A 328-nucleotide genomic window follows, 5' to 3' on the forward strand; every position below is an offset into this window, starting at 1 on the left:
ACTGGCTCTACTGGCTCTACTGGCTCTACTGGCTCTACTGGCTCTACTGGCTCTACTGGCTCTACTGGCTCTACTGGTGAACGTGGCATTACTGGGGCTACTGGGGCTACCGGTTCTACTGGGGTCACTGGACCTACTGGTGTGACTGGTTCTACTGGCGCTACCGGGATTACTGGCTCTACTGGCTCTACTGGCTCTACTGGCTCTACTGGTTCTACTGGTACTACTGGTTTTACTGGTTCTACTGGTTCTACTGGTTCTACTGGTTCTACTGGTTCTACTGGTTCTACTGGTTCTACTGGTTCTACTGGTTCTACTGGTTCTACTG

General features: G+C 51.8%; 1 protein-coding gene. It reads right to left on the minus strand.

Annotation, left to right across the window (positions count from 1 at the left end; translation table 11 throughout):
- Positions 1 to 328 (minus strand): hypothetical protein (locus AC3WSK_RS20730; RefSeq protein ID WP_492535127.1); only part of this gene is annotated, 328 nt, incomplete at both ends.

The organism is Lysinibacillus sp. EB271-A1-10B (assembly GCF_058791335.1).